The organism is Mucilaginibacter yixingensis (assembly GCF_041080815.1).
In the GTDB taxonomy this organism is placed as follows: Bacteria; Bacteroidota; Bacteroidia; order Sphingobacteriales; family Sphingobacteriaceae; genus Mucilaginibacter; species Mucilaginibacter yixingensis.
On sequence record NZ_CP160205.1, the window covers coordinates 4602742 to 4629156 of the forward strand.

General features: G+C 46.4%; 24 protein-coding genes and 2 tRNA genes. 14 read left to right on the plus strand and 12 right to left on the minus strand.

Going from position 1 to position 26415, the window contains the following annotated elements; all coding sequences use genetic code 11:
* Window positions 1-23 precede the first annotated feature (23 nt).
* A complete protein-coding gene (gene murQ, locus ABZR88_RS18820; RefSeq protein ID WP_107827504.1) occupies window positions 24-836 on the minus strand; it encodes an N-acetylmuramic acid 6-phosphate etherase in 813 nt (270 codons plus the stop codon).
* A gap of 159 nt (window positions 837-995) precedes the next feature.
* On the opposite strand from murQ, the gene ABZR88_RS18825 reads away from it, so the two are divergent.
* The 8 genes from ABZR88_RS18825 to ABZR88_RS18860 all read left to right on the plus strand — a co-directional run bounded on the left by ABZR88_RS18825 (window position 996) and on the right by ABZR88_RS18860 (window position 10546).
* Complete coding sequence (locus ABZR88_RS18825; protein ID WP_107827505.1) at window positions 996-2588, plus strand: S41 family peptidase; 1593 nt, start codon at window positions 996-998, stop codon at window positions 2586-2588.
* Between the two features lie 407 nt (window positions 2589-2995).
* Window positions 2996-4162, plus strand: a complete 1167-nt coding sequence (locus ABZR88_RS18830) for an acyltransferase family protein (protein WP_107827506.1) — start codon at window positions 2996-2998, stop codon at window positions 4160-4162.
* Window positions 4163-4167: 5 nt separating this feature from the next.
* Window positions 4168-4662 carry a DUF2059 domain-containing protein gene (locus ABZR88_RS18835; protein WP_107827507.1) on the plus strand — a complete coding sequence of 165 codons (495 nt, stop codon included), beginning with the start codon at window positions 4168-4170 and terminating at the stop codon, window positions 4660-4662.
* A gap of 157 nt (window positions 4663-4819) precedes the next feature.
* Window positions 4820-7684, plus strand: coding sequence for a pitrilysin family protein (locus tag ABZR88_RS18840; protein ID WP_107827508.1), 2865 nt, complete (start codon window positions 4820-4822; stop codon window positions 7682-7684).
* A gap of 146 nt (window positions 7685-7830) precedes the next feature.
* Window positions 7831-8040: a hypothetical protein gene (locus tag ABZR88_RS18845; RefSeq protein ID WP_107827509.1), complete on the plus strand. Its 210-nt coding sequence runs from the start codon at window positions 7831-7833 to the stop codon at window positions 8038-8040.
* Window positions 8041-8259: 219 nt separating this feature from the next.
* Window positions 8260-9138, plus strand: coding sequence for a lipoyl synthase (gene lipA / locus ABZR88_RS18850; RefSeq protein WP_107827510.1), 879 nt, complete (start codon window positions 8260-8262; stop codon window positions 9136-9138).
* A 26-nt stretch (window positions 9139-9164) separates the two neighbouring features.
* Window positions 9165-9716 carry an RNA polymerase sigma factor gene (locus tag ABZR88_RS18855; RefSeq protein WP_107827511.1) on the plus strand — a complete coding sequence of 184 codons (552 nt, stop codon included), beginning with the start codon at window positions 9165-9167 and terminating at the stop codon, window positions 9714-9716.
* The gene (locus ABZR88_RS18860) at window positions 9716-10546 is read left to right on the plus strand and encodes an anti-sigma factor (protein ID WP_107827512.1); all 831 of its coding nucleotides are present in this window, start codon (window positions 9716-9718) and stop codon (window positions 10544-10546) included. The genes ABZR88_RS18855 and ABZR88_RS18860 overlap by 1 nt, the downstream gene beginning before the upstream one ends.
* 311 nt (window positions 10547-10857) lie before the next feature.
* Here ABZR88_RS18860 and ABZR88_RS18865 read toward each other — a convergent pair whose 3' ends face one another.
* Together ABZR88_RS18865 and hpt are read right to left on the minus strand one after the other, a co-directional pair.
* Window positions 10858-12366, minus strand: coding sequence for an NAD(P)H-hydrate dehydratase (locus ABZR88_RS18865; protein WP_107827513.1), 1509 nt, complete (start codon window positions 12364-12366; stop codon window positions 10858-10860).
* A 273-nt stretch (window positions 12367-12639) separates the two neighbouring features.
* Window positions 12640-13176 carry a hypoxanthine phosphoribosyltransferase gene (gene hpt / locus ABZR88_RS18870; protein WP_107827514.1) on the minus strand — a complete coding sequence of 179 codons (537 nt, stop codon included), beginning with the start codon at window positions 13174-13176 and terminating at the stop codon, window positions 12640-12642.
* Between the two features lie 78 nt (window positions 13177-13254).
* Between hpt and ABZR88_RS18875 the strand changes: the two genes are divergently transcribed.
* Window positions 13255-14481 carry a pitrilysin family protein gene (locus ABZR88_RS18875; protein ID WP_211309777.1) on the plus strand — a complete coding sequence of 409 codons (1227 nt, stop codon included), beginning with the start codon at window positions 13255-13257 and terminating at the stop codon, window positions 14479-14481.
* A 37-nt stretch (window positions 14482-14518) separates the two neighbouring features.
* Here ABZR88_RS18875 and ABZR88_RS18880 read toward each other — a convergent pair whose 3' ends face one another.
* Complete coding sequence (locus tag ABZR88_RS18880) at window positions 14519-15121, minus strand: hypothetical protein (RefSeq protein ID WP_146166488.1); 603 nt, start codon at window positions 15119-15121, stop codon at window positions 14519-14521.
* 128 nt (window positions 15122-15249) lie between these two features.
* On the opposite strand from ABZR88_RS18880, the gene def reads away from it, so the two are divergent.
* Complete coding sequence (gene def / locus ABZR88_RS18885) at window positions 15250-15822, plus strand: peptide deformylase (RefSeq protein WP_107827517.1); 573 nt, start codon at window positions 15250-15252, stop codon at window positions 15820-15822.
* 209 nt (window positions 15823-16031) lie between these two features.
* Here def and ABZR88_RS18890 read toward each other — a convergent pair whose 3' ends face one another.
* Entirely contained in the window at window positions 16032-16544 is a 513-nt protein-coding gene (locus tag ABZR88_RS18890; protein WP_107827518.1) for a fasciclin domain-containing protein, read from the minus strand.
* Between the two features lie 190 nt (window positions 16545-16734).
* Here ABZR88_RS18890 and ABZR88_RS18895 point away from each other — a divergent pair, with 190 nt between their 5' ends.
* The 4 genes from ABZR88_RS18895 (at window position 16735) to ABZR88_RS18910 (ending at window position 19511) form a co-directional block, all read left to right on the plus strand.
* On the plus strand, window positions 16735-17994 hold the full coding sequence (locus ABZR88_RS18895; RefSeq protein WP_107827519.1) for a mandelate racemase/muconate lactonizing enzyme family protein: 1260 nt from the start codon (window positions 16735-16737) through the stop codon (window positions 17992-17994).
* 224 nt (window positions 17995-18218) lie between these two features.
* Window positions 18219-18554 (plus strand): helix-turn-helix transcriptional regulator, encoded by a 336-nt coding sequence (locus ABZR88_RS18900; RefSeq protein WP_107827520.1) that lies wholly within the window; start codon window positions 18219-18221, stop codon window positions 18552-18554.
* A 26-nt stretch (window positions 18555-18580) separates the two neighbouring features.
* A complete protein-coding gene (locus ABZR88_RS18905; RefSeq protein WP_107827521.1) occupies window positions 18581-19006 on the plus strand; it encodes a VOC family protein in 426 nt (141 codons plus the stop codon).
* A gap of 28 nt (window positions 19007-19034) precedes the next feature.
* Window positions 19035-19511 carry an SRPBCC domain-containing protein gene (locus ABZR88_RS18910; protein WP_107827522.1) on the plus strand — a complete coding sequence of 159 codons (477 nt, stop codon included), beginning with the start codon at window positions 19035-19037 and terminating at the stop codon, window positions 19509-19511.
* Window positions 19512-19735: 224 nt separating this feature from the next.
* Here the strand turns inward: ABZR88_RS18910 and ABZR88_RS18915 are convergent, their stop codons facing one another.
* The 7 genes from ABZR88_RS18915 to ABZR88_RS18945 form a co-directional block, all read right to left on the minus strand.
* Window positions 19736-20539, minus strand: a complete 804-nt coding sequence (locus tag ABZR88_RS18915; protein ID WP_107827523.1) for a phytanoyl-CoA dioxygenase family protein — start codon at window positions 20537-20539, stop codon at window positions 19736-19738.
* Between the two features lie 4 nt (window positions 20540-20543).
* A complete protein-coding gene (locus ABZR88_RS18920; protein WP_107827524.1) occupies window positions 20544-21608 on the minus strand; it encodes a GNAT family N-acetyltransferase in 1065 nt (354 codons plus the stop codon).
* 17 nt (window positions 21609-21625) lie between these two features.
* Window positions 21626-22483, minus strand: coding sequence for a glycosyltransferase (locus ABZR88_RS18925; RefSeq protein WP_107827525.1), 858 nt, complete (start codon window positions 22481-22483; stop codon window positions 21626-21628).
* A 494-nt stretch (window positions 22484-22977) separates the two neighbouring features.
* Window positions 22978-23051, minus strand: a tRNA-Asp gene (locus ABZR88_RS18930).
* Window positions 23052-23161: 110 nt separating this feature from the next.
* Window positions 23162-23235 (minus strand) — tRNA-Asp (locus tag ABZR88_RS18935).
* A gap of 150 nt (window positions 23236-23385) precedes the next feature.
* A complete protein-coding gene (gene prfA, locus ABZR88_RS18940; protein WP_107827526.1) occupies window positions 23386-24459 on the minus strand; it encodes a peptide chain release factor 1 in 1074 nt (357 codons plus the stop codon).
* A gap of 833 nt (window positions 24460-25292) precedes the next feature.
* Window positions 25293-26045: a UDP-2,3-diacylglucosamine diphosphatase gene (locus ABZR88_RS18945; RefSeq protein ID WP_107827527.1), complete on the minus strand. Its 753-nt coding sequence runs from the start codon at window positions 26043-26045 to the stop codon at window positions 25293-25295.
* Window positions 26046-26415: the final 370 nt, after the last annotated feature.

Below are 26415 nucleotides of genomic sequence, written 5' to 3' on the forward strand. Positions count from 1 at the left end.
ACCCTCTTTCAGCAGGTATTAAATTATCTGACAGCAAGGTAAGTATCAACCGCCTTACGCACACTGCCATGTTGTTGAAGCAGGATGGCGGCCTTCTCGGCATCAAGCCCGGTAGCGCTCATCACCATGCGGGTACCGCGGTCAACCAGTTTATGGTTGGTCAGCTGCATATCTACCATGCTATTTCCCTTCACACGGCCCAACTGTATCATTACTGATGTACTGAGCATGTTCAGCACCATTTTCTGCGAGCTGCCGGCCTTCATCCTGGTAGAACCCGTTACAAATTCCGGACCTGTTATTACTTCAACCGGATATTCGGCCTCTTTGGCTACTTTACTGCCATTATTACATACAATACAACCGGTAACCAGTCCCGATTCGCGAGCCTGCCGCAAACCACCAATTACATACGGCGTAGAGCCCGATGCCGCTATACCCACCACCACATCTTTCTGATTGATGCCGAAGGCCTCCATATCTTTCCAGGCCTGCTCCATATCATCCTCGGCAAACTCTACCGCTTTGCGTATGGCACTGTCGCCTCCTGCTATCAAACCTATCACCATATCAAAAGGCACGCCATAAGTTGGCGGACACTCAGATGCATCAACAATACCTAAACGGCCACTGGTACCCGCGCCAATATAAAACAGCCTACCTCCTTCTTTCATGCAGGTGGCAACGGCTTTAACCAGCGCCTCAATCTGCGGCAGTGCCTTTTCTACAGCTAAAGCAACAGTTTTATCCTCATCATTAATGTGACGCAACAGCTCGGCAACCGGCATATCTTCCAGGTTGTCGTAGTGTGATTCTTTCTCGGTTGTTAAGATCATAATGGATTGAGAGTTTTTTGTGCCGCGGCGGCGTTTGCGGCAATGCTCCGCCAGAGGTTAATATAAACAAAATTCAACAAAAAATAGTATAATATTGATACCAACGTTATTAAAAAGTTACGGTGTCTTACGCTGCAAATTTTACCTTTGCGCAACGGTATGAAAAAAACTGCGGCCATCATCTTCCGATCATTGATCCTGATACTTTGCGGTATCGCCATAGGCATCATGATCACCGACAGTAATCTGACGGGGCGCAGCTTTGGCTCCATGAATGAAGAGGATAAAGTGAGCCGCATTATGCAGCTCATCCGCGAGAAATATGTGGACACCGTTAACCTTAACCGCATCCAGGGTGAGGCCATTAACAACGTGCTGCAAAATCTTGACCCACACTCGGTTTATTTACCGCCGCAACAGGCCCAAAGCATTAACGAGCGACTGGACGGCGGCTTTGATGGTATTGGTATTGAATATCAGTTGCTGCGCGATACCGTGTTTGTCACCCAGGTTTACCCGGGCGGCCCGGCAGCTAAAGCCGGCATCCTGGCCGGCGACAGGGTATTGACTGTAGAAGGCAAGCCTTTATCGGGCTCAAAACTATCTGCCAACAAAATAGATCGTCTTTTCCGGGGCGAGCGCAATACCACTCTCCATGTGGTTCTGGCGGGCATGCACAACGGCAAAACACGCAATTGCACGCTCACGCGCGACCATGTCGACCTGAGCAGCCTTGATGCAGGCTACATGCTGAGCGATGATATTGGCTACATTAAACTAAGCAAGTTTGCCGCCACTACGGATAACGATTTTCGTACCTCATTGAAAAAACTGCAAACCCATGGCCTGCAAAAGCTCATCCTGGATCTGCGTGGCAACGGCGGCGGATACCTCAACGCGGCCACTGCCATGGCCGGCGAGTTTGTGCCCAAGGGCAAACTGATTGTTTACACCCAGGGCGCACATGAGCCACGTACCGATTACTTTGCTACCGATACCGGCCTGTTCCGTCAAGGCAATCTGGCGGTACTGATTGACGAATACTCGGCCTCTGCCAGCGAGATTTTAGCCGGATGTTTGCAAGATCTGGACCGTGCTACACTGGTGGGCCGTCGTTCTTTTGGTAAGGGCCTGGTACAAGAACAGTTTCCGTTTGATGACGGATCGGCCATTAATCTTACCGTGGCGCGTTACTATACACCATCGGGCCGCTCCATCCAAAAATCATACAAAAAGGGTATCGACAGCTATCATAACGAGATTGCCGATCGCCTCAGAAAAGGCGAACTCTACTCCGCCCAAAGCAGTATGAGTGATAGTGCCTTCCGCACGGCATCGGTTTACCATACCACCAAAGGCAAAAAGGTTTACAGCGGCGGCGGCATTATGCCCGATATTTTTATCCCGGCTGATACTATCGTAAACACCGTACTGGTACAGGAATTAAGCGACCAACAGCTTTTCACAGCCTACGTGATTGATCACCTGTATCCTATCTTTAAGAAATACCCGACCGAGGATGATTTCATCGCCGGCTTCAACATCAGCGACGATCAATTGCATCAGTTTATTCTTTATGCCTCCAACACCATCAAGGAAATGGATTCGCACGAACTGCTGATCTCCAAGCCCAGTATCAAAACCCTGCTAAAAGCTTTTGCAGGCCGTTTCCAATGGGGCGACAATGCCTATTACCGTACCGTAAATGGTGATGATGTTTGCATAAAGAAGGGTATGAATGCGGTGAAGTAAAAAACCAGGATTTTTCGTCAGTTATCTTTTTATTTGCACTCAAGAGAGGCTTCGCCGTTAAACGAATTTTTAAGATTTACAGGATAATCAACGCAGTCACTCGGCTCCTGCCAACAGGTTGTTGTGAAGATAAAAAGAAGCGGTGGAATAGTGCGATTCCCCTCTTGAGAGGGGTGGAGGGGTGTGTCCTTTATACCTGCGAATGACACACCCCTGCAGCCGCACATTCAACGGCCCCCCTCTCAAGAGGGGATTTTAACATCTCCCCAACTCCTGTGGGCTCCAATCGAGTGACCACTATTTTAGCGGCCAGAGGCCGCGGGATAATTGTCACTCGCGAAGACGCGAGCGACTGCGGTGGTGTTTAAGAAAAAATAAGTAAATTCGATTTCATCCAATAACCATCCATGACCGATAAACTCCCCCAAAAACAACGCCTGCTCTCGCTTGATGTGATGCGCGGCGCCACGGTTGCCGCCATGACACTGGTAAACAATCCCGGCGATTGGGATCATACCTACGCCCCGCTGGAGCACTCGGTATGGAACGGTTGCACGCCTACCGATCTGGTGTTCCCTTTCTTTTTGTACATGGTGGGTGTGGCCATTGTTTTTGCCATGGAGACCCGAAAAGAAGATCCGGCGAATCATGGCCACATGATTCTGGTGGCGTTTCGCCGCATGCTCTCGCTATGGGCAATTTCCTGGATTATTCAGTTATTTTTTCATCATGATACGCCGCCAGAGGTTACCGGTTTCTGGTCAAAAGTTGGTTATGTGCTAGGGCATTTACGCCTCCCTGGCGTGTTGTCGCGCATTGGTTTAGTATTCTTTATCTGCACTATCCTTTACCTTAAAACCACGCAGAAAACCCGCGACTGGCTCATGGCCTTTGCGCTGATTGGTTACTATGTGATCATGACTTTCGTTCCTGTACCCGGTATCGGCCCTGCCAACCTGAAACCCGAAACTAATATTGGTGCCTGGCTGGACAGGTTGGTATTTGGCGTTAACCACCTCTGGCGCGAATCGCACACGTGGGATCCTGAAGGCCTGCTGGGAACCATACCCGCCATCGGCACCTGTTTATTTGGCATACGGGTGGGTACCTGGCTAAAACGCACCGATACTGAGCCCGGCACTAAAGTAAGCTGGATGTTTGTGTACGGCGTATTGGCGGTAATACTGGGTTTAATCTGGGACCTGTTCTTCCCTATCAACAAAGCGCTCTGGAGCAGTAGCTTTGTATTATATACAGGCGGGCTGGCCACCATTGCACTGGCGTTAAGTTACTGGATGATAGACGTACAAGGCCGCAAAAAAGGCGTATGGTTTTTTGTTGTTTTTGGGATGAATGCCATTACAGCTTATGTGGTAGGTGATGTAATTGGCTCCGTGTTAGATTTTATTCCGACGGGGCAGGGCGTGCGCTTAATGGGCTGGATCAACCGCGATATTTGCATGAAGCTGTTCTCGCCCTACAATGCGTCGCTCGCACGGGCCATTATTTATGTATTTATATCATGGATACCCATGTACTGGTTGTATAAAAAGAAAATCTTCATTAAAGTTTAAGATTGATGACGGGACTAAGAAGCATCTTATTAATTATATTTTTTTCAATCGCCATTGGAGCATCGGCACAAATAGCTAAGCAGCCCAAAAGTGCAGCGCTTGCCAACCCACCGTCGGCGGCAGCGTTAAAGGCAGCAGAAACCATGCTTTTGGCCAGCGGAGCCGATAAAGATTTCGACCAAAATATGTCGGCCATGATTGATGAGTATGCCGCGCGTGTGCCTGCCGATAAATTGCAGCAGTTCAAAAAAACCATGCGGCTCTTTGTAGATAAATATTGCAGTTGGGCGGTACTGAAAAACGATTTCTGTATGATGTACGCCCGCGAGTTTACCGAAGCCGAGTTACGACAAATGGTTGCGTTCTATACCAGTCCGACGGGGAAAAAGCTATTGGAAAAACGCCCTCTGTTATTTGATACCTCAGCGTTACTGGGGCGCAAAGCATTTAATGAGCATCGTGCTGAAATGGAGCAGATGTTACAGGATGCGTTGAAATAGGCAGAATCAGGATTAAAAGATTTTTAAGATTACCAGGATTGAAGACATTGCGTAGACCCCAAACGGGTGCGTAGCTTTATATGCCACGGTCAAAAATACCCCCCTTGTTGTAACTACCCTGTTAGTTTTGCATCTTAGCCATATAAAATAAGCACGTATGAAACTTCATAACAGAAACGCCGTTGCTGCGTTGGCATTGCTAATGGCTACTAGCGGCGCTTTTGCTCAAGTCAAAAGAAAACCTGTAGTATCACCTGTTGAAAAACCAGCGGCGCTGGCCGCCCAGCTGCGCGGGGATTTACTGCCGGTTGATCCGAATGTAATTATCGGTCACCTGCCAAACGGGTTAACTTACTACATCCGCAAAAATATCGAGCCCAAAAACCGGGCTGAGTTATACCTGGTTAACAAAGCTGGCTCTGTTTTAGAGAACGATGACCAGCGTGGTCTGGCCCACTTTACAGAGCACATGGCCTTCAATGGCACGCGCGATTTCCCGAAGAACGAGCTGGTAAACTACCTGCAAAAATCGGGCGTAAAGTTTGGTGCCGATTTAAATGCTTATACCTCATTTGATGAAACGGTATACCAGCTACCATTACCAACCGATAGCACCGCCATTTTTGAAAAAGGCTTTGACATACTGGCCAATTGGGCAGGCATGTTATCTTTTGACCCAAAAGAAATTGATGCCGAGCGCGGCGTAGTGCTGGAAGAAGAACGCCTGCGCGGCAAAAACGCCAGCGAGCGTATGCAGCAGCAGGTGTTGCCGGTATTACTTAACAACTCGCGCTATGCCGAGCGTTTGCCTATTGGTAAAGAAGATATACTGCGCAATTTTAAACCAGAGACCATTAAGTCTTTCTATAAAGACTGGTATCGCCCGGACCTGCAGGCCGTAATTGCCGTTGGCGATTTCGACCCGAAACGCGTTGAAGCGCTAATTAAAGAAAACTTCTCAGAGCTAAAAAATCCGGCTAAAGAAAAACCGCGCACCAAATACTCGGTACCGGCCACAGCCGGCACCGCGGTTAAAATTGTTACCGATAAAGAGTATCCGTACAACGTGGTACAAATTTATGTAAAGCACCCTGCAACGGTTTCAAAAACTGCTACCCAGTACCTGGAAGATATCCGTGTAGATCTTTTTAACCAGATGATCAACGCGCGTTTGGGCGAACTGCTACAAAAACCAAACCCACCGTTTCTGTTTGCACAGGCTAGTTATGGCGGTTTTCTGGCCAATCAAAATGCGTTTAACACGGCAGCGGTGGCCAAATCTGCCTCAGAGTTAAAAACAGCCGTTACCGCAGTTTTAGATGAGGTGGAACGCGCCCGCAAATTTGGTTTTACCGAAACGGAGCTGGCGCGCGCCAAACAGGCCACCATGACCAGCATGGAGAATGTTTATAAAGAGAAAGACAAAACCCGCTCGGTAAATTTTGTACAGGAGTATCAGCGTAACTTCCTTAAAGGCGAAGCTATTCCGGGGATAGAGTTTGAGTACAACTTTTACAAAGAGAACATTGACGGTATCAAGCTGAGTGATATCAACGCTATGGCCGGCAAATTCATCAGCGATCAAAACCGCGTGGTAATTGTTCAGGCACCAGAGAAAGAGAAAGCCAACCTGCCAACAGAGCAAACGCTGCTGAACTGGATCAAAGAATCTGGACAGGGTGTTACTGCTTATGTAGATAACGTAAGCAAAGACCCGCTGCTGGCTAAAGAGCCAACCGGCAGCAAGATAACAGCTGAAACCAAAGATGCAGCCATTAACACCACCACCCTCACCCTTGGAAATGGCGTTAAAGTGATCTTAAAGCCAACCGACTTTAAGAACGATCAGATCCTGATCAATGGTTATAGCTTCGGTGGTACATCACTGGTCAGCGATGCTGATTATACCTCGGCCAGTCTGGCAGCCAACACTGTGGGAAGCAGCGGTATAGCCAACTTTACTCAAATACAGCTAGACAAAATGCTGGCGGGCAAAAACATCAGCATATCGCCATATATCTCAGAAACTACGCAGGGCGTTCGCGGTTCATCAACCCCAAAAGATTTTGAAACGGCGCTGCAACTGGTTTACCTCTACTTTACCCAGCCGCGTAAGGATGCCGATATCTGGCAATCAAACATGACGCAAACTAAGTCTGTACTGGCTAACCGCAGTCTTGACCCTTCCTCGGTTTATCAGGATACTGTAGTAGCCACACTGGGCAATCACAGCATCCGCCGCATGACCATGACTGCCGAGCGCCTTAACCAAGCCAACCTGGATGTGGCCTACAATTTCTACAAGGCGCGCTTTGCGGATGCATCGGGCTTTACCTTTACCCTGGTGGGCAACTTTGATGTAGAGAAAATTAAACCGCTGCTAGAGAAATATCTGGGCGGCTTGCCGGCAACCAACAGCAAGGAAACTTATAAAAACCTGGGTATTCACGCTCCTGCCGGCAAAATAACCAAAGAGGTTTATAAAGGCATTGGCGATAAGAGCAGCGTACAAATTGTTTTCAGCGGCGATTATGTTTACAACGATGACAACAACCTGCAAATTGATGCGCTGGAAGAAATACTGAACATTAAACTGATTGAACGCCTACGCGAGAAAGAAGGCGGTGTTTATGCACCTGGTGTGCGGGCGGGCTACAGCAAATTGCCAGCCAACCGCTACAGCTTTACCGTTTATTTTACCTGTGCCCCGGCCAATGTAGATAAACTGGTGAACGCCACCATGGAGGAAATTGAAAAGATTAAACAAAACGGTGCCGAGCCTGGCGATATCCAGAAATTTGCCGCGGAAGAGAAACGCTCTACCGAGGTGCAACTGAAAGAAAATACTTTCTGGGCAAGCACACTGGTTAGTTCATCACAAAACCAGGAAAACCCTGCCAGAGTACTCAGCCACATTGCCGACCTGCCAAAAGTGACCGTGCAAACCACTAAAGATGCGGCCAACAAGTACCTGAGCGGCAACAATCTTATTAAGTTGATCCTTTATCCGGAGAAGAAATAAACCTCGGCGTAAGGCTCCAAATGCAATTTCAAGCCCCTCTCCCAAGGAGAGGGGTTGGGGTGGGGGCTAACCGTAATTATCAACCTGAAATATTTCGGGTTACTAAACGTTTTACATACATTGCTTTACTTTAAATCCAAGTACTTATGAACAAGAAACTGGTTACCCCCCTTATCACCTGGTTAATTTTTGCAACGCTTGATATCGCTTTCTTAATAAAAAGCATTGAGCTGAACCAGAGCTGGCGCATGATGGCCGCCGTTGCAGGGCTTCTAATTTCGGCTTTCTTTGTAGTAACTGCTACAATGCAAAACCGCCGGGAGTTGAAACCCGTGCGCGTAAAAAGCAGAAACTAAAACAAAAACACGCATAAAGAGGAGCCTGCCAAAAGCAGGCTTTTTTTATAAAACCAGGATTTACAGGATACTATACCCAATAACCTCTTAAAAGTTTAAATCTTAACCCAAATTCTGTAAATCCTAAAAATTCGTTAAATCCAGGTCCAAAACTGTCGCCTTCCCGTCACGTTTTTTACGGCTTTAACCTTTCTAACTTTTTTACCTATTTTTGCATTGATGATTGATTTACCGGTAATTCCAGCAAACCAGGTTCAACGCAAGCCAGATTGGCTGCGTGTAAAGCTACCCATTGGCAAAGAGTATGCACATGTGCGCGGCCTGGTTGACGAACATAAACTACACACCATTTGCGAGAGCGGCAACTGTCCTAACATGGGCGAGTGCTGGGGCGCAGGCACGGCCACGTTTATGATACTGGGTAACATCTGTACCCGCTCATGCTCTTTCTGTGCGGTAGCAACCGGTCGCCCGTTGGCTGTTGACACCGACGAGCCTAACCGCGTAGCGCAGTCAGTAAAGCTGATGCAGGTAAAACACTGCGTAATCACATCGGTAGACCGTGACGATCTGAAAGACGGCGGCTCCATCATCTGGGCCGAAACCATCAACGCTATCCGTCGCGAAAGCCCGGAAACTACACTGGAAACCCTATTGCCAGATTTCCGCGGCGTTTGGGATAACCTTGACCGTGTTATTGCTGTGCGACCTGAAGTGGTATCGCACAACCTGGAAACCGTGCGCCGCCTTACCCGCGAAGTACGTATTCAGGCTAAATATGACCGCAGTCTGGAGGCTTTGAGCCGTATTTCTGCTGCCGGTTTACGCACTAAATCTGGCATTATGCTGGGCCTGGGCGAAAAAGAAGAAGACGTACTGGAAGCCATGGACGATCTGCTGGCTGCCGGCGTGCACATCCTCACCCTGGGCCAGTACCTGCAACCAACCCGTAACCACCACCCGGTTATTGACTGGATCCACCCTGATCAATTTGCTTATTACAAAGAGGTGGGCATGAGCAAAGGCTTTAAGTATGTGGAAAGCGGCCCGCTGGTACGTTCATCATACCATGCCGAAAAGCATTTGTTTGAAATATAGAATTTCCTTTCTATCTTCATCATAGATTGAGTAAGAAACGCCAAATATCACTCAGCGAAGAGGAATTGGTGCAACTTTTGCGCAGACGCGAAAAGGTTGCCGCCGAAGCGTTGTATGATATGTACTCCGCCTCGTTGTACGGCGTTATTTTACGCATAGTTAATGAAGAGACCCTGGCAGAAGACATTTTGCAGGAAACCTTTGTTAAGATCTGGCAATCTTTCAGCAGCTACAGTGCTGATAAAGGACGCTTATTTACCTGGATGGTAAACATTGCCCGCAATCTCTCTATCGACAAAATACGTTCCAAAGATTTTCGTAACCAGAATAAAAACCAGGATATCGAAAACAACGTAAATCTGATCGACGAGAACAGAAGCGCAGTTTACAAACCCGAACTGCTGGGTATCAAAGAATTGGTCAATACGCTAAGACCCGAGCAAAAATCAATCCTTGAGCTGGTTTATTTTAAAGGTTACACTCACGTGGAGGCAGCTGATGAGCTTGGCATCCCGTTGGGGACCGTTAAAACCCGTTTGCGAATGGCAATACTGGAACTAAGGAAACATTTTAACTAATGGTGGAAGACGTAAAGGCATATATCGAATCGGGCATCCTGGAGCTTTATGTACTGGGCGAAGTTACCGCGCAGGAAAAAGCAGGGGTGGAAGATATGGCTTTGAAACACCCCGCCGTTAAGGCCGAGCTAAATGAAATTGAACGCTCGCTTGAACTCTATGCTGCCGCACAAAGCATAGAACCATCTGAAGCCCTGCGCGACCGTGTGCTGAACAGCCTGCTCACCAACCTGGCTGATGACCATACTTTCCCAAGCAGAAAAGCACCGGAAGAACCGGCTAAAGTGGCACAACTGCCAGCTGCAAAACCCAATAATTTTTACAAATATGCCTTTGCCGCCTGCCTGGCTTTATTGTTGGTAAGCGTGGCTGCATTAATCAATATCTACAGCAAACTACAAGTATCAAATGACAAGTTGCTGGCCATGAGCGCACAGAACCAGCGTTTCAGCAAAACAGTAAGTTACCAGCAAGATCAGCTGGATATGTTTAGAGATACGGCTTACCACATGATCAGGATGAAAGGCCAGGCTAAAAGCCCGGCATCATCAATGATGGTGGCCTGGAATCCCGAAGCAAAAAAAGTAATGATTGATATGGCCAGCGCCAAACTACCAGTTAATGATAGCACCCATCAATACCAGTTGTGGGCCATTGTGGCTGGCAAACCCGTTGATCTGGGCGTATTTGACATGAAGCCCGACAGCGCCGAAGCCATGAAGGTCATGAAATCGGTAGATGCTCCGCAAGCCTTCGCCGTAACGCTTGAACCCCACGGCGGCAGTGTTAATCCCACATTAAGCAACATGATGGTGCTGGGGCAATTTTAACATTTTTTAACACTTTTTTCTGTAATATATCCTGACTTACTGCGTCTTATAAGGCGAAAGAGTATTTTGTTCTTTATAAGATCAGTTAATAGAAAAAAAGGGATGCATAATACCTGCATCCCTTTTTTTATTAGTAAAAAATGCCGGATCTGGATTTCAATAGGAAAGAATAAAAATAAAAGGGGTGTCATGTTGAGCTTCGTCGAAACACGTGCGGGGGCCTGATCATCGTGCTTTGGCTTTGCAATTGGGCCTTCGCGCGCCCTTCGACAAAGCTCAGGATGACACCCTCCCTCAACAGCAGTTCTGTGCTATGCTTCCCTCAGTCTCGCCATCGTAACCGGCAGTTGCGTTATCAACTTACCCGGCAATACCACATGCATCCGGTTGGGTAGCGCCAGCTCATCACCCGCTTTACCATGTACATAAGCGCCGATAATACAGGCCTGTTCTGGCGAGTATTTCTGGGCCATTAGCGCCGTAATCGCCCCTGTCAACACATCTCCCATACCACCGCCGGCCATAGCTGCGTTGCCAGTGGAGTTGAAATAGAGCTTACCATTTGGCGTGGCTACCATAGTATAATCATTTTTAAGCAGGATGACGAGTTGCAGTTCTTGTGCCTTTTGCATGGCCGTTTGCATACGCTGCCACCAGTTTTGATGATCGCCAAACAGACGGTCAAACTCTTTCATGTGCGGCGTAAGCACGCTCCCTTTAGGGATCCGTTTTAGCAGATTTTTATCTTCTGCTAACAGGTTCAGGGCATCGGCGTCAATCACCACCGGCTTATTATAATATTGAAATAAGGCCGATAACAGCGCACGTGCGTCATCATCTTTACCCAAACCCGGACCAATGCCAATCACGCTAAACTTATCCCAACTAATCTCAGGCAAACCACCGCCTTTGCGCACAATGGCCATCACCTCGGGTTGATAGCTGTTCAAGGCCGTCAAGCCGCTCTCGGGCACGCAGGCAGTAGTTAGCCCCGCCCCGGCATGCACGCAGGCCGACGAAGTAAGCAGTGCCGCCCCCATCGTTTCCGGCTGACCGGCAATGAGCAGCGCATGGCCATAAGTACCTTTGTTGCTAAAGCGATGCCGTGGCTTCAACATCGCCCTGATATCTTTTTCCTCCACAAACTGATAGGGCGAGTTGAGCGAATGGATAAAACTTTCATCCAGTCCGATATTTACCACCTCCCAGCAATTGATATACGGGCCCGATTCTGGCAACAGAAAGTTAAGTTTAGGCTGCTGAAAGGTGATCACCAGATTGGCACGTAGCGCTGTTATACCTTTCGGCATCTCGCCATCTGTAAATAAACCCGTAGGTACATCTACGGATACAACCGTGCGCTGCATCCCATTAAGATGTTTAACCAGCCGCTCATAGTCGCCATCCAGCGGCTTGTTGATGCCGCTACCCAGCAGTGCATCAATCATCACCGGATTATGATCCGCAGGTAAATCATCGCCTTTATTAATTTCTTTAAAGCCGATACCGGCCTGCTGCAAATTTTGCAGGTTAGCGTTAAAGTCATCGCTTGCCTTGGCACTAAAACGAGCTACAAATACTTTAACTGCCTTATAACCATGATCTACCAATATGCGGGCAATAGCCAATCCATCGCCACCATTATTGCCAGTGCCGCAATACACGCTAATACCCTGTTTTTTATCAGAAAAACGATTAACAAACCAGCCCACGAAAGCTTTGGAGGCCCGCTCCATCAGATCGATGGACGAGACGGGCTCGTGCGCTATGGTATGCGCATCGGCTTGCTTAATCTGGGTGGCAGTAAGTAATGGGATCATACAGGATAAAGATAGCATATCCTGATTTTGTTTGGGAGACGATAATCTCACACTACCCTCTTTTGCCCGGTCAAGCGTCCACGCTTGACTGAAACAAAAGCCTTCAGCGTCCACGCTGAAGAAAGCAAGCGTGGACGCTTGCAGTTTATATTACGGTCAAGCGCAGACGCTTAACCGGGCGAATAGGGGTGACTCGAAAGAAGCGGAGGATGTCATCCTGAGCTCCGTCGAAGGGCGCGCGAAGGCCCAACTTACCGGCAAGCGCAACATAACCTACACCTTCCTGTAAAGATCATTCAAATTACGACCCTGCTCTTTGTAATCCAATCCATAACCCAGCACAAACTCGTTCTGGATATTGAAACCTACATAGTGCAGTTCTTCTACCGGCACCACAATAGCTTCGGGTTTTAACAATAACGAGCATACGGTGATAGAGGCTGGCTGACGCTGGTATAGCTTTTCTACCAGGTAAGCCAGGGTGTTGCCGGTATCAACAATATCTTCAACTACTATAACATGGCGATCTCTCAGGTCTACGGTGATATCAATATCCTCCCGGATCTTTCCACTGCTGGCAGTACCGCCGTAGTAAGAAGCCAGTTTAGTAAAAGTGATCTCGCAGGGCCAGTCGATGTGTTTGATCAGATCGGCAATAAAGAGGAAGCTGCCGTTCAGGATACCGAGAAAAATCGGGTTGCGATCCTGATAGTCTTCGCTGATGTGCCGCGCCAGATCGGCAATGCGTTGCTGGATGGTCTCGGCAGTAATCAGTTTTTCAAATTCAAGGTCGGCAACTTTAATTTTCATCCTACTAATTTATATATTAATCGTTTAAACCGATAAAATATTATCCTGCAGATAAGCTTATCTTTATACCCTTATATGATCGATCACCAGGTACACACGCTGCCCAACGGCATCAGACTATTGTTTAAGCACACCCCATCGCACATTACCCATTGCTGCTTTATGGTGAATGCCGGCGCACGCGATGAGGCCGAAGGTAAAGACGGACTGGCCCATTTTATAGAACACCTCTTATTTAAAGCTACCAAGCGCCGTAACACAGCCCAGATCCTGAATCACCTGGAACTGGTGGGGGCCGATCTGAATGCCTACACCACCAAAGAATATACCTGCCTGCACGCATCGTTACTAAAGCAACACCTTGAACGCGCACTCGACTTGTTTGAAGACCTGGTGTTTCACTCCACCTTCCCGCAGGAGGAACTGGAGAAAGAGCGCGGCGTGATACTGGATGAAATTGCCTCGTACCTTGACCAGCCCGAAGAAGCCATTATGGATGATTTTGAGGGACTGATTTTTAAAGGCCATACCCTGGGCAACAACATTCTGGGCGCGACAGAGAGCGTAAAGAACCTGAGCAAAACGGATATTGATCACTTTATCCAAAGCAATTACAATACCGCCGAGATGATCTTCGGCGTATCTGGTGATTATGACTTTAAGAAGCTGATCAAACTGTTTGAAAAGTATTTTGCAGCCATCCCGGCGCATCATCCGGTTAAGCATCGCCTAGCGCCTAAAGCAGTTAAAGCTGAAGATATCAGCGTGAGCAAACCCATCACCCAAACACATTGCGTGCTGGGCGGGCAGGCCTATTCATCGGCTCACCCCTATCGTTATGGCCTTTTACTGCTCAATAACTATCTGGGCGGCATGGGCATGAGCAGTAGGCTGAACCTGGAAATTCGAGAAAAACATGGGATTGCCTATACCATCGAGTCAAGCTATACCTCGCTTACCGATACCGGCATTTTCAACATTTACTTTGGTACCGATGAGGAGAAAGCAGCCAAGGCCATGAAACTGGTATACCGCGAGTTGAAGCGTCTGCGCGATAAAAAGCTGGGCACCGTGCAACTGCACCAGGCCAAACAAAAATTCATAGGTCAGATAGCCCTGGCCGAAGAAAACCGGATGAGCCTCATCCTATCCATGACCAAAAGCCTGCTTGATTTTAACCGGATTGATACACTGGAAGAAGTTTTTGAGAAGGTAAACGCCGTAACAGCCGAGGAATTGCTGGAAATTAGCAATGAGATTTTGCAGCCCGAAGCATTATCTGTTTTAACTTTTGAACCGGAATAACCCCTATAAATCTCCCCGAAGGGGAGACTTGCTTCATCTATTTCAAATCTTGGTGTATCAAACGGAACAGTTTTATTTGTGGGTCGATCCAGAAGTATCTTTTCCATAGATAGTGATACTCGCCTTGCTGATCCGCACTAATATTGGCTTCTTGTCTCAACTTTCCCGCCCTGATAGTGGCAGCATATTGAGCAACATCCGTAACTATTGGTGGAAGAAAAAAGTATTTAAGTTTTCGCCTTTTCTTGAACCAGGCATCACGAGCGTTCAATATTTTAATAATGGTCAAAGCATAGGGTATTGACAGACATGCGCCCAATGCCCGCTTAATCATCGGATATTGGCAGTTAAACTCAAGCGAGTAATACCTGCCACGCTGCCGATATAGAAAAATATTAGCTAGTTGCGTGTAACTCTCTTTCACATCGCATCCTACACCGGCCTTTGTTAATGAGTCTTTGGGCAATATTGCAACAGAACATTCGCCGCAAACTTCATTGTAATAAAGCATGGTATCTACACCCGCGTTTCTTAATGAATCAGCAATATGGCTTGACCAGGTTATAATACTGATCTTCTGCGAGTTGGCGACTGAACAGACCGATAAGATAAACAGTATTAGCATTGCTGCTTTTTTCATGATATGGTTCCGGTTAATGATATGACAATACTAATTTAAGATATTACATCAAAAAGCTACGCAAGAAACCCACCCCGGCCACCTTCTCCCTGTTTGTAATCAATCTAAAAAGGCTGTAAATTTGTATTATGAAATTACCGATCATCGCCTATGGCGACCCAGTACTGCGTAAAAAGGCACGCGATATTAGTCCGCAAGAATACCCCAACATTAAACAGTTTGCCGAAGACATGTTTGAAACCATGTATAACGCCCGGGGTGTAGGACTGGCTGCGCCGCAGGTGGGTCACTCTATCCGCATGTTTGTAATTGATGCCTCGCCGTTTGATGATGACGAGCCGGAGCTGAAAGACTTTAAAAAAGTATTCATCAACGCCTGTATTGAAGAAGAAACCGGCGAAGAATGGGCTTTTAACGAAGGCTGCCTGAGCATACCAGACATTCGCGAGGACGTTTACCGCCAGCCGGTAGTGCGCCTGTCATACTATGACGAGGAGTGGAAACACCACGAAGAAACTTTTAAAGGTCTGGCTGCCCGCGTAATTCAGCACGAGTATGACCATATTGAAGGCAAGCTGTTCACCGATAAACTAAACCCACTACGCAAGCGCCTGATTGAAAAGAAACTGGGCGAAATTTCACGCGGGATGGTAAGTGTTGATTATAAAATGAAATTTCCGGCAGTAAAGAAAGGAAGATAATTGAGACGCGAATGACAATCTCGTCATTGCGAGGAACGAAGCAATCTCTGTACTTGCACATCAGATTTGCATGTTCGAATATCCTTTGCAGAGATTGCTTCGTTCCTCGCAATGACGTGTTGGTTACTGCACCTCGCGACAGTTCATAAAAAAAGAGAAGGCCTGCTATATTGATAGCAGGCCTTCTCTTTTTATAAATCATACGATAATTACTTCACACCTATGCAATGGTCAATACCATGCACCACGCCATGCGGGTCTTTAATATCAAATGCCAGAAAGTGGATCTGATTGCCTGCGGCATCGGTAAGCAATATTTTATTGCCAGCTACTTTTTGTATTTTAAGTGTTTGGCCAGAAAGCGTAACCAACGTGGTTCTGCCCTTGCCCGCGGTTAACTTGGCAGCAAGTGCCATCATGGTCAATTTGCCTTTTACAATGTGTCCTTTCAGGAAGTTGGCCATAGCTGCAGGATCTGCACTCAGGCTATCCATTTTGCTGGTGGGCATTTCGCGGAAGGTGGTGTTATCTGGTGCAAATACGGTGTAAGTTACCGCCTTTGCCAAATCTGCACCAATGTTTGATGCGCGCACCAGGCTGGCAAATTTGTAGTACTCAGACTCATCGCTAATGCCACCTAATAAAGAGGCTTGTGCCTTACTTTTCAAACTAAATGCCAGCAGGGCCACTGCGGCAAACAATACCATTCGGAATTTTCTCATAGGAAATATTATATATAATCAGTTGTGTGGTAAATTTAACAAAGGGCAATGTTAAGTGTTCCATTTACACGGTTGAAATATTGAAATCTATTCAAATCGTTACTTAACAACCGCGCCATTCATGCATGGGGTTAACTATATTAGGTGAAACAATTATGAACAGGGCGCCTGCCCACCCCAACTTACCGATATGCATACCAACAGACGTAATTTTTTGGCTACTGCCGCTTTGGGCAGCGTGGCCGCCGCGTTGCCATTAACCTCTTTCGGCAAAACCAATGATGCCACCGAGGCCGAATACGCCCGACTTGACGCAGCCGCAAAACGCCCGGTACTAAAAAAAGAACTTTTTAAAGACCCGGTGATTATTGACAACATTGAATTGCTGCGCTACAAGGATACCTTTTTATGCCGCGTACGCTCAAAAGACGGCGCCGTTGGCATGGCCGTGGGTAACAGCCTGCAAATGCGTTACCTGTACCCCATTTTCGTTAATCGCCTGCAGCCGTTTTTTATTGGTAAAGACGCCCGTAACCTGGAGGCCCTGCTGGAAGAAGTTTATGTGTACGATAGCAATTACAAGCTGCAAAGCGTTGCCTTTTGGGATCCGGTAGCTACCCTGGAGTTTGCCCTGCTGGATATGATGGGCCGCATTGCCAACAAATCCATCGGTCAGCTGATTGGCGATATTCATCACAAAGAAATTCATGTTTACCAAGCCAATAGCGAGCGCGATATTACCGCTGAAGAAACCATCAGGCATCTGCAGGCGCAACTAGCGCAATCGCAAGCCAAAGCCATTAAATTTAAGCTGGGCGGCCGGATGAGCCATGTAGAATATCCGGCTAAGCGCTCAGAACAGTTGATCCCGCTGGTGCGCAAAACCTTTGGCGATGATATGGTGATTTCTGCCGATGCCAATGGTTCTTATGACGTGAAGGAAGCCATTCGCATTGGTAAGATCATGGAAGAGTATAAATACGCCTTCTATGAAGAACCCGTACCGTTTGACTGGTATCAGGAAACCCGTCAAGTGGCCGACGCGCTTAACATCCCAATTGCCGGTGGCGAACAGGAACCAAGCCTGCGTAACTTCCGCTGGTTGCTGGGCACCAAAACGCTCAAAATAGTACAGCAAGACCAGTTTTACTTTGGCGGCATGATTCGCTCTATGCGCGTAGCCCGTATGGCCGAAGTGATGGGCGCTGTATGCACGCCGCACACCACAGGTGATGGCTTTGGCTATGTGTACCTGGCGCACTTTATCTCGGCTATTCCTAACGCCGGCAAATACCACGAGTTTAAAGACCTGAGCAAAAATCTGCCGTTTGAATGTAAAGACTCTTCATTAAAAAGCGAGAACGGTGTGGTTAAAATACCACAAGGTCCAGGCCTGGGTGTAGATATCGACCCGGATTATGTAAAGAAACATACTGTTGTTACAGCATAAAAAAAAGTTTGTCATCACGTTCGCACCTCGCAATGACGTGATAGTGTATGTTTAGCCATCATCTTGAGTTAATTAGCATAAAAGCCCTCATTTCTACAGAAGAAATGAGGGCTTTTCATTCTGCCCGATACTACATATTATAGATCCGGGAACAAAAATTTCTCTAAAAAAATTTGCGCAGTCAAATAACTGCATTATATTGCAGTCACTTAGCTGCATAAATAATGGAGACACGTAGAGATGTATTTCAAGCCATAGCCGATCCTACCCGCCGGGCCATACTGGCGCTGGTTGTTGCCCAAGCCATGACGCCGGGCGCCATAGCCGGAAACTTTAACTCATCCAGACAAACTATCTCCAAGCACATCCAGATTTTAACTGAATGTGAACTGCTGAATCAAACACAAAACGGCCGAGAAATCTTTTATCATTTCAATGCCAATAAATTAAAAGAAGTAGCAGCATGGCTGGAACCCTACCGCAAATTATGGGAAACACGGCTTGATGCGATTGATGACCTGCTGAAAGAAATGCAGGCATCGCCAAAAACCGACAAGTAATTATTAATCACATAAAACAAACAGAGATGAACAACCAAATGTATCCTTGCTTATGGTTTGATGGTCAGGCCAGGGCTGCAGCAGATTTTTACTGCACCATCTTCCCTGACTCAAAAATCATCAATGACTCTGGGATGGTCGTAAACTTTGAACTAAACGGGACCCTCTTTATGGGTCTGAACGGCGGCCCTCATTTTAAATTTAATGAAGCTGTTTCTTTTGTTATCCCCTGCAAAGATCAGCAGGAAATTGATCATTACTGGGATCGGCTGACGTCAGACGGTGGGCAGGAGAGCCAGTGTGGTTGGTGTAAAGACAAATTTGGCCTGTCATGGCAGGTAGTGCCAAGCATATTAGGTGAGCTAATGTCAGACCCTCAAAAAGGACCGCGTGTGGTACAGGCATTTATGCAGATGAAGAAATTTGATATTGAAACCTTGAAAAATGCCTAGGCAATAAAAAGATCAGGAGGTAAAAATTATGGCCAAGCAAGTTCAGGTAACTAAAGTATTTAATGCGCCTGTAGAAATGGTGTGGCGGGTTTGGGTTGAGCCGCAGCTGATTAAACGATGGTGGGGACCCAGGCATTTTATATCGCCAATGGCGCAAATTGACTTCCGGGTGGGTGGCCGATCGCTGGTGAGTATGAAGGCTCCGCAGGAAATGGGCGGCCGCGAATGGTATTCTATTTGGGATTACGTAAAAATCGACCCGCTAAAAACAATTGAGTTTATACAAAGCCTGGCAGATGAGAACGGTCAGAAAACCAACCCTGTCAGCGTAGGCATGCCGGCAGATTTTCCCTCAGAGATCCAAACGATAGTAACCTTCCGCGAGCTTGGGCCAAACCAAACAGAAATGACCGTTACTGAATATGCAGACTTTGGCACCATGAGCAACTTTGCCCAAATTGGTCTTGAACAAAGCCTGGATAAGATGGCAGCGATCTTTAGTTGATCAACTGGCTTATTTTTACGTCCCGTATCTCCTTTAAATACCTATATAAACAGAAAAAGCCCTCATTCCGGCACAAGTGCCGGGATAAGGGCCTGATTGCGGAGTGGACGACACCGGGGCCCACTCCAGCAATAAGCTATGTTACTAGCTTTATTTTTACAAAGCCTGTCAACTATTATGACAGCCACAGACTTTGAAGAAAAAACGAAACTGTTCTTGTCAGACTAACCTTGCCCTGGTTGATACATTCTTTTTTCAACCGGCTGATAATACTCCTGCAGATTTTCAGGAATCCTGGCGTTATAACCTAAAACCTGCCTTAAATGTGGATTTAACTCTTCGCCAAAGGCATAACCAAGCGCTCTTGGGTAATCCAGTTGTGGCTTAAAGAACGGGCGGGTAAAAGCCCCGGTTAGCGCTCTTCTGGGCTGGTCGGTATAGTTCTTACCGGCAGCGTGCCATAAATTGGCATCAAACGCAATCATGCTGCCCTTTTTTGCTACAGCACGATCGGCATTATTGTAAAAATGCTCGTCATCCGGTTTTTCTTCGTTGGTGTGCGAGCCGGATAGAAACCAGGTAGCGCCGTTTTCAAGCGTAAAGTCATCAAGGACAACCATAAACTGAAGCATCAGCTTAAAATCACCCGTAAAACTCCTGATATCGCGATGTACGTTTTGAACATATCTCCCGGCACTTTTGGTATTGATGACGGCCCCTAACGAGTTGATGATATAATTGCCACCCAGAAAATGCCTTATCTGGGCATCGCAATACTTTTGATCGAGGAAATGGAGGGCAAACGTATCCCGCTCTACCAGGTGATGTAGTGTTCCATCCATATTTTCGGCTATCCCGTTCGCTATCTGTATCTCCCGCCTTTTTTGGTATGAACCACTTAGCGAATCAATCATTTCCTGCAAAAGAGCGGGGTTGATTACGTCTTCATAAATAATCCAACCATGCTCTTTAATAACACGGTCAAATGAATCCAAATCGGCGTCTGAATATTTAAACTTGTTTTCCATGTTATTAATTTGCTATTTGAAATATAGGGTCTCGTTTTTCTTTTGGCTGCCTGTAAAGCGGGAAGTAGCCCGATTGCAGATCAATATCGGCGCCTGCCTTGGCAACAATAGCATCATACGCCTCGCGGTCATTAACGTAGCGCCATATATGATCTTTTACCTGCAGGTTTGAGAAACGCTTTTTAAACTCAAAAAGTGAATCTTCTTTACCACCCACACCGCCGCCAAGATGAAAGATCTTTTTGCCAAGCCGCCTTCCCATCACGCTTATTTCGTCTGTTAACAGCTTGCTTGGCGATTCACTCAAATAATCAGGAGATGTGGCAGAAAGATGGTTTCTGATAATAGTATCTGACAGCAATACCAGGGCCCCGCAAGTGAGCACAGTTCCGTCATACACCAGCAGAAGCTTACTGTCAAACCCCTCCAATTCTAATATGGTGGTAAAGTATGCCTCGTCAAAGTAATACATGGGTGCGGCATGTAAGCGATCCATGTTTTTGTGATAAACATCAACAAAAGCCTTAATCTCGTCTGCATTGGTTGCTTCTTTAATCAGATAACCCTTATTGCGCAGTTGCCGTACCTGGCGGGAGAGTCTCTTTTCATAACCGCTCCGTTGATCATCAATGGACGAGGACAGATCCATGTATAAAGTTGACCCATTTTCAACTACGCCGCCTATATTTTCCAGCAAATGGCACTGATCTATAAACGGGTGAAGCCTTGAAAATATACAAATGGCGCGCTGGTCGGTCATAAAACGCTTAAATGCTGCCGTAAAGTCAGCCAAGATTACTTCTGATAGTTCTGTTATATTAACGTTAGAGATTGGGCCGCAATAACCGTATACCGACGTCATATCATAAAAATCAGTACCCTCAACTTTTCTTTTCACAACAGGCAAAGCAATAAACATATCGCCCTCCTCATACACAAATAGCAACGGCTCTCCTTCAGTGTTTAACGACTGATAGGTACAAGAATGAAATACGTCGTGCAGCAGTGATCTATTGACGTAGTCATCCCATTCTTTTCTGTATTGTACAGTAAAACTACGGTATCCCATAAAAATATATGTTTAAATTAGATTAGGTATCTAAGGGTATCAAATGCTTTGCGTATTCTAAATCGTCGCAATTCAAATAAAATGTCTCTCTTTAAATACAGCAATAACAGCTTTCTCTTCTCACGTCCCCGGTAGCTAAAGCGCCTGATGATCTGATTAAAATCGTTGATTACTTTATCTCTCCGGGCATCAGCCTCTATCATGCTCCATATACCGCCAACATGATTGCGGTAGCAACTCATCACCTCGGGCATTACATATATTTTACCTGCTGTTTTATAAGTGGCAAAAATCTTCAGCAGTTTATCAGCTGCGTTGAAATCAAGATACCAGGCTTCGTCAAAAATCTGGCTAATCTCTTGAACATTGCGATATACAACTGTAGCGGTCTTAGTTTCTTCTTGCTTCCCAACCAACAGATCATGATAGGTGTGTACCAATGGTTTCGGGCTCGGATCAACATGCAGGGTGTTATAATTGGTATCTATTACCCGTGTGTAGTGGCAGCACATTACATAATCAGGATGCTGCTCCAGAAAATCCACCTGTTTTTGCAGTTTATTTGGATCTGTCCAATAATCGTCGCCATCGCAAAGCGCTATATATTTCCCGGTGCAAGCTTTAACTACGTTCCGCATGTTCTCATGGGCGCCAATATTTTTACTACTCCGGATCAATTTTATCTTATCGGGATATTGCTCTTGATATGTCGTTATTACATCAGAAGTACCGTCAGTCGAGCAGTCATCTCCGATAACAATATCAAATGAGAAATTGGTTTTTTGCATCAGAAACCCATCAAGTGCTTCACCTATAAACTTTTCATGATTATAAGTGATACAACACACACTCAACATCAAATTATTATCTTTCATGATTTGGATTATTGCGACACAGGATGTAATGCATCTGATAAAATATTGACTGGTTTATAGGTTAAGGCATTGGCTCGGCACAGCTTCGCTACCTCACTTACGGTGTGCCTTGGAACAAAACAGATGACCGGTCATCTTTTGATTGGCTGTCCAAATCAAAAGCAACTGGAATTATCTCATTCCGTACATCAAATTTATTAAATCAGTATGCAGGGTATCAATGGTTTATAGCATGTTGCTCTTAACTTGTAACATAACTATTGGTTTCTTTACAGTTGTATACACAAAATTGCACACCTGTAACAGCTATTTCCAGAATTAGGACGGTTTGTATATAGATTTGGTTGCTTTTAAGGTATATGTTTGAAGGAAAATGCCAGAACACAATACGGAGTTTTGAACATAAAAAAAGCGCTTGGACTATTAATCTAAGCGCTCGGGGCTAAATGTCATAAAAGCAAAAAGCCTTCAGAAAAAATCTGAAGGCTTCTTAGCGGAATGGACGGGACTCGAACCCGCGACCCCATGCGTGACAGGCATGTATTCTAACCAGCTGAACTACCACTCCTCCCGTTTGGGATGGCAAATATAAGAATGATATCTTTTTATCCAATAATTATCTAAACAAAAAGATCATAAAAGCAAAAAGCCTTCAGAAAAAATCTGAAGGCTTTTTTGCGGAATGGACGGGACTCGAACCCGCGACCCCATGCGTGACAGGCATGTATTCTAACCAGCTGAACTACCACTCCTCCCGTTTGGGATTGCAAATATACGAACGATATATTTCTATCCAAATTAAATCTTAAAAAAGTCAACCAATCGAATTTAACGCACTGATTTCCAATTTAAAAAACTTAATATCTCTATTCTCTCCCACTCTAAACGTCCGTCAAATGCGGTTAGGCTATAGTGCCTTCTTTCAGTTTTTCGGCGTTTTCGGCAAATTGCAACTGCTCCATTATCTCCTGCAGGTCGCCGTTCATTACGTTAGGCAGGTTGTAAATGGTCAAACCAATGCGGTGCTCAGTAACCCGGCCTTGCGGATAATTGTAGGTACGCACCTTGGCAGAACGGTCGCCGGTTGATACCATGGTTTTACGTTTCTTGGAAACTTCTTCCATGTGCTTCTGCAATTCCATCTCGTAAACACGAGAACGTAACACCTGCAGCGCCTTATCGTAGTTCTTTAACTGCGATTTTTGATCCTGGCACTGCGCCACAATACCCGTAGGGATGTGGGTTAAACGCACGGCTGAATAAGTGGTATTTACCGACTGTCCGCCTGGTCCCGAAGCACAGAACAGATCTTTACGGATATCACTTACCTGCAAATCAATATCAAACTCATCAACCTCTGGCAACACCACTACCGACGCAGCCGAGGTATGCACCCTGCCTTGCGTCTCGGTATCAGGCACACGCTGTACGCGGTGCACGCCCGATTCATATTTCAGCGTACCATAAGCATCCTCTGCCAGCACGTTAAACACAATCTCTTTATAGCCGCCGCTGGTACCCTCGGTATAATCAACCAGTTCTGTACGCCAGCCGCGTTTCTCGCAATAGCGCATATACATGCGGTAAAGGTCGCCCGCAAACAGGGCCGCCTCATCACCACCAGTACCACCGCGAATCTCCACAATAGCATTTTTGCTATCTTCCGGATCTTTCGGAATCAGCATCACACGAATCTGCTCTTCTTTTTCTTCCTGTTGCGTCAACAGTTCATCCAGCTCCATTTTGGCCATCTCTCTGAACTCCTCGTCCTTCTCGGTTGCCAAAATCGCCTTACTGCTGTCAATATTGCTCATAATATTGCGGTACACCAGGTATTCGTCCACAATCTTACCCAGGTCTTTATACTCACGGTTCAGTTGCGCAAAGCGTTTCATATCGGCCATGGCCTCAGGGCTGCTCAACTCACCTTCTACTGTTTTCCAGCGCTCGTAAATCAGTTCTAATTTATCTAACATCTTATTTTTTCTCCCAGAAAATCAATTGCAGTAGTTCGTCGGTTCCAGCGGTCCCGCTTTCCGTTCATACGCCTGCAGGCCTTAGCCACAAGGCCGGTATCCACTTCAATCGGGTTTATACCGAACAGGTACTGCAAAAAGTATGCAAAGGTAGGCAAAAATCTTGAACCGGGATTTAGTCGATGAGTATGATTTACAGGGTACTGACTATTGACAAGCGTGTCATTCCAAATTTCACTGTCGTAGGATTCTACTAATTTAGGTGGTTCGTTCTATTATTATCGTTGGTCCGCTCATGGCCGCGGGGGCCTAGTCACTTTTTGCTTGATCAAAAAGTAACCAAAAAATCAAGTCAAAACGATTCCTTCTCCGCGCCCTGCGCAAATTTGACGCGCACAGCGCAGTCAAATTTTACGGCATTCCCGCCAACGCCCGGCCCGGCGTTTTGACAGCCCTAAGCTTTTTATTTGGACAGGGAAACTAGGGGCAAATTCTAATGCTAATGTGCGATGTCCGACAGCGGGCAGCTTCTGGCCGAAATCAGACAGAACAAGTTGGACTGTGCGGCAGCAGGGGGCATTCATCTTCGACGCCTGAAGCAGTGGCCAGTGTGTAGCGCAAGCCGAGGCGTTGAAGTGGCGCCCTGTGGTTCTGGCTGATTTGCAGGAAAAGGTCTGTGCGAAAAAAGAAGCATTCCGCTGTCAAAGCGTTTTGGTTACTTTTTCGCCAAAAAGTAACAAGCCTCCGCGGGCAATGAGCGGACTACAGAACAAAATTGCAAGAAACATTCATAGATATAATAAGCCTCAAGTCCAGCGAAGGACGCCCAGACTCTACTCCCTCTCCTTATAATGCAACACCACATCCTCACCATCAAACACCGCATAACTATAATCATACATCAACCACTCACCCAGATTAATGTAGCGGGTTTTATCGTTCAAACGGTAGTCTACCGGTAAATGACTGTGGCCAAAAATCATGTAATCATATTCGCGGTCAAGGTGCTGGCGACAGTATGCTACCAACCATTCAGACTCCGCCGGGCGCGGGTCTTTCTTCTTCATATTGCTTTTGCGGCTATGGCGCGACCAGTAGTTGGCTATCCCCACCCCCAGGTTGGGGTGGATCCGGGCAAAGAGCCATTGACAAAGGTTACTCCTGAAGATTTTCTTAAGTAGCTTATAGGAATGATCGCCCGCAGCCAGTCCGTCACCATGATGGATGAAAAACTTTTTGCCATGACGCTCTATAATCATCTCATTATCGATGATCGTGGCATCCAACTCCTGCTCAAAGTAATCAAACACCCACATATCATGATTGCCTTTGAAGAACCATAACTTAACGCCAGCATCGGCCAGCTCGGCCAGCTTGCCCAGAAAACGGATGTAGCCTTTGGGCACCACAGTGGCATATTCAAACCAAAAGTCAAACACATCGCCTACCAGAAACAGTTCAGCGGCATCAACTTTCACTATATCCAGCCAATTGATCAAGCGTTGTTCACGCTCACGGGTGGCGGTATAGCTAGGTGTGCCTAAATGAAAATCTGATGCGAAGTAAATCTTATTGCGCTCGGGCATGATGATTCAAAAGTACGATAAATCTCTCCAATCCTCCACGTCATTGCGAGGAACGAAGCAATCTCTGCGGAGGATAGTCTGCAATGGATGCTGGCATTGCAAGTACAGAGATTGCTTCGTTCCTCGCAATGACGTGAAAATCAATATTTTCCACCCAATAAATAAAATTCATTTTATCCTTGCACGTTAAAGAAAAAACTACTTAATTTGTCGTCATTAAAAACATGACTAAGAACATCACCATTATTGGCTCAATTATTACCACCGGGTATAATCACGGAGGAAGATAAGCCACATGGTGTAACACAAGATAAAACCAAAAAGCGCCTTCCTCCGGTAAACGGGGAAGGCGCTTTTTGTTTAAATCACG